This window comes from Nostoc sp. NMS4 (assembly GCF_017115095.1).
In the GTDB taxonomy this organism is placed as follows: domain Bacteria; phylum Cyanobacteriota; class Cyanobacteriia; order Cyanobacteriales; family Nostocaceae; genus Nostoc.
The window spans coordinates 1-4,175 of the sequence record NZ_JABXKI010000018.1 but is presented as its reverse complement, the minus strand read 5'-3'; the positions used below and the strand labels follow the sequence as shown (position 1 = coordinate 4,175).

General features: G+C 42.6%; 3 protein-coding genes. 2 read left to right on the top strand and 1 reads right to left on the bottom strand.

Annotated features, from left to right (window positions below; all coding sequences use genetic code 11):
- Nucleotides 1-226 precede the first annotated feature (226 nt).
- Entirely contained in the window at nt 227-1,876 is a 1,650-nt protein-coding gene (locus HWQ37_RS00275) for a Ppx/GppA phosphatase family protein (protein WP_292742547.1), read from the bottom strand.
- Between the two features lie 336 nt (nt 1,877-2,212).
- Here HWQ37_RS00275 and HWQ37_RS00270 point away from each other — a divergent pair, with 336 nt between their 5' ends.
- Nucleotides 2,213-3,094 (top strand): 4-hydroxybenzoate solanesyltransferase, encoded by an 882-nt coding sequence (locus HWQ37_RS00270; protein WP_292742546.1) that lies wholly within the window; start codon nt 2,213-2,215, stop codon nt 3,092-3,094.
- A gap of 311 nt (nt 3,095-3,405) precedes the next feature.
- The gene (locus HWQ37_RS00265) at nt 3,406-4,110 is read left to right on the top strand and encodes a P-loop NTPase family protein (RefSeq protein ID WP_292742545.1); all 705 of its coding nucleotides are present in this window, start codon (nt 3,406-3,408) and stop codon (nt 4,108-4,110) included.
- Nucleotides 4,111-4,175 lie beyond the last annotated feature (65 nt).

The window sequence follows — 4,175 nt, the reverse complement described above, 5'->3', positions numbered from 1 at the left end:
ATAAGATAAATTTGTCTGCTTTTTACCTCAAGCTTTGATATTGAGCTTGCCCTGGCGAATAGAATTCGCGGCTATATAAACAAAAGCTACCGATCCTGGGTTTCAAATTCTTTGAGTCCGCGTGGTGCGCGTTCGCAAAGCGTCTCGCAGAGAGGCGCAGCGCAAGCGCGATAGGCGGACTTGGTTTGTGTAGCCGCGAATTCCATTCGCCAGGTATATTTGCTTTCTAAGAGAAGTTAGGAACGCTAGAGGTTTCTAAATTCGCTACTAATTTCACTTCAAACTCTTCCTCGAAGACTCCTTTTTTATAATCTAGACTCCAAAGTTCTAAAGCACAATCATCATCTGATTTAGATGGATAAATTAGGAGATTTACCTGCCTAAGTTGTGAATAATACTCACATTGTACTTGAGCGATCGCACCAATTTGTCGTCTATCTAATGCCACTGCCAATCTTAAAATTGCACTTAATTGACTAACAATTTGGCGCTGTTCTTTCGTCAGTAAACCCTGGTAGTTTTCATGTTTTTTCTTCGGCGGCGATTTGCGATGATAACGCGCTAAATTGGCAATAATTTCAATCTCGGTTTCGGTATAACCGAGTAATTCACCATTGCGAATTAGATAGTAAGAGTGCTTGTGGTGAGACGAATGGCTGACATAATGACCGCAATTGTGTAATATTGCGGCTGCCCATAGTAATTGTCGCTCGTCAGATCCCCAGTGGTGTAAAGTACCTTGAGTTTGGTCAAATAAACTCTCGGCAAATTTTGCCACGCGATCGCTGTATTCTAAATTGATGTGATACTTATTCGCTAGTTTGAGAACATTCCGTTCCCGAACGGAACTTTGGTAGCGTAGCTTATCTTCGATTAAACCGTGGGTTAGCATCCAGTCTACGATTACGCCTTCTCTGAGAGAACGCTCACAAACTGTTACCGATTCACTACCCAAGAGAGTCATTGCTTCCTGTAAGATGACTGCGCCAGCGAGTATAACTTCAGCCCGCTTATCTGGCATACCAGGAATCTCAGCCGTTTCAGCATTACTCAGTTTCCGCAAGCGATTTACCAACTCTTGCAAGTCTTTAAGACTGAACTGGTAGCCATTGAGAGTGGAAGGAATCACACCCGATTTTTCCCGTGCATGAATCATCGCCAGGGTTTCAATTGTACCCGCCGTACCCACCAAACGCGGGGATTCTCCAAACTCTAGGTTTGCTAAGACTTCTTCTACAGAACGTTCCAACATCCCGCGTGCATAAGCTTGCAGATATTGAAACTCAGTATTGCTGATGGGATCGGTGGTGATTAACTCGCTAGTGAGTCGCACTGCACCAACTTTACTACTGGTGAGAGTGCGCGGTTGCTGACTATCGCCTAAAATCAATTCTGTAGAACCACCGCCAATATCAATAATGGTATGAGGCTGGTTGTTAAATTCCATACCCGACAGCACACCAAGATAGATTCGCCGTGCTTCTTCTTGACCAGAAATCAAGTTAACACTTAAACCCAACTCCGTTTCTATTGTGTGCAAAAAATCTTTACCATTGGGGGCTTCCCGCACAGCACTAGTTGCCACAGCGATGATTGTTTCAGCGTTGATAGTTTTGGCAACTTCTTGGAAGCGTCCTAAAGCCGCGATCGCCTTTTTAATGATCTCTGGTTTGAGTTCTCCAGTGGTAAGATTGCGATCGCCAAGCCTCACGGTTTCCTTTTCTCTAGCAATAATGCTGAAAGCTGGTAATGTGGGGTCTATCTTGACTACTACCATGTGTAGAGAATTTGTTCCCAGGTCAATGGCAGCAATAATCCGATGTTGCTTAGATGGTTGAGTAGGAATACTCTCCCAGCTAGAAACTAAATTCAGCATCTAGTTTTCTCTCTTTATTAAGAAGTGATGGCAAACGGTGATACGTCGGGGTAGCTGGCACTGATATTTATGACAACACACTTGCTTAGACTGAGTGCTGTTAGCAATAGCGGGGCGTTGAGCTAGTGCTGAATATTGAGTAAATTAAAAAATACTCAGCATTCGCAACTCAGTTTGGTCGAGGGTAACTGAGATATGTATATTCACCCTACTATTTATAACGTTAGTGACTATTTAAAGATATTTAAAGTTGCCACTTTCGGTTATGTTTTTACAAATAACAAATAACGTTATTCTATAGATGTAAAGAAGTGTGAATTCCCAATCCCCAGTAACATGTTAAGGATGCCAGAACGCCCCCAGGAACCAATTTGGCTTGTAATTATCCGGCTTTTGCGCTGGCATAAACCAGAAGGGCGGTTAATTTTAATGATTCCTGCTCTTTGGGCTGTATTTTTGGCAGCTTCAGGGAAACCGCCTTTACCTCTAGTTGGTGTGATTATATTGGGTACTCTAGCCACGAGTGCCGTTGGGTGTGTTGTGAATGATTTATGGGATCGGAATATCGATCCGGAAGTGGAGAGAACACGCGATCGCCCCCTCGCTTCTCGCGCCTTATCTGTGAAAGTTGGAATTGTAGTTGCGATCGTCTCGCTAGCTTGTGCAGCTGTTCTGGCTTTTTATCTTAACCCCTTGAGTTTCTGGTTATGCGTAGCCGCCGTACCTGTAATCTTGCTTTATCCAGGCGCAAAGCGGGTGTTTCCCGTACCGCAACTGGTGCTTTCCATCGCTTGGGGTTTTGGGGTATTGATTAGCTGGAGTGCAGTAACGCAAACCATCTCCCAGCCAACTTGGTTACTTTGGGGCGCAACTGTACTGTGGACATTGGGATTTGACACAGTTTACGCCATGAGCGACAAGGAAGACGATCGCCGCATTGGTGTTAATTCTAGCGCCCTATTTTTTGGTAATTATGCCCCTATAGCCATTGGAATTTTCTTTGCTGGCACAATCTTGTTATTGTTTTGGTTAGGTGTAGTCATACATCTGCACTTAGCCTTTTGGATTAGCCTTGCAATTGCTACTATCGGATGGGTTTGGCAGTCTCTACGATTAACAGAGCAACACTTACCTAATTCTGCTTATGGTAAGATGTTCCGCCAAAATGTCTGGATTGGTTTTATTTTACTTGCTGGGATGATTGCTGGATCTGTATAAGAAGTAAAGTTTAACCAACCGAGTGCAGTTACTGCAAAAATTGGAAATTGAACCTCCGGCTTTCATCCCCTCAGCATAAGCGCGATCAAGAGAAATAGGTATTGAGGTTGGTTAGCGATGCGATCGCTATAAGAAGCAATTACTAAAATAGAAACCATAATATAAGATGTGCAAATAACATTGTGTATCGTTGACTATGCGTAACCATGTGTAATTTTTATGTGTAGTGACTTACTGAGGCGGAAATTGCTAAAAAGTTCTCAGTCGGGGAAAGATATATCAGACTTGAATAACTATTAGAGGTAGCTGTAATGCCGACGATTCATTTGGTAGATGGTGAAAAAGGTGGGGTAGGGAAATCTCTCTTTACCAGAACAATGATTCAGTATTGTCTAGATAAGAAAATCCCATTTGTACCAGTGGATACAGATAGGTCGAATCCAGATGTCGCAGAGGTGTATAAAGAGATATGTAAGTATGCTGTGTTTAGTGAGAATGAACGACAGGCAGATAAGGCAGATAGAATATTTGAGTGGGCGATAGAGAAGCCAGTAATTGTGAATTTGGCCGCACAATCCCATAGAGCAGTACAAGGGTGGATTGATTATAATCAATTAATTGAACTAGGCAGTTCGCAGGGAGTGATGTTTTGCAAATGGTTTGTATCCACAGGAGGATACGACAGCATCAACCTGTTTGCTCAGTCAGTGAATACCTACGGTGAGAAAATCCCTCATATTCTGGTGAGAAATTTAGGGCTGTGTGATGATTGGGAGCATATAGAGTCAGACTCAAACTTTCAGAAAATAATAGATAAATATAAGATAAAAGTTATAGATTTTCCGAAGTTAGCATATAGAGAAAGAAACATAATTGACCAAAATCGCCTAACGTTTGCACAGGCGAGAGAGTTCAAAGAATTTGGGATAATTGGAAGACAGAGAGTAATGAATTTTCTCAAGCTTGCCTATAGTGCTTTTGAGAGAGTAGGTATCTGGTATGAAAAGGTTGAATAGATAGGCATTTTTGAACCTCACACGACTTGAAGTCGTGTGATTCCTGCTTCAACGATCTGTGCCTG

Bases quoted from the DNA above. Each gene is read 5' to 3' on its own strand.
- HWQ37_RS00275 (WP_292742547.1), bottom strand. From the start codon at position 1,876: ATGCTGAATTTAGTTTCTAGCTGGGAGAGTATTCCTACTCAACCATCT.
- HWQ37_RS00270 (WP_292742546.1), top strand. From the start codon at position 2,213: ATGTTAAGGATGCCAGAACGCCCCCAGGAACCAATTTGGCTTGTAATT.
- HWQ37_RS00265 (WP_292742545.1), top strand. From the start codon at position 3,406: ATGCCGACGATTCATTTGGTAGATGGTGAAAAAGGTGGGGTAGGGAAA.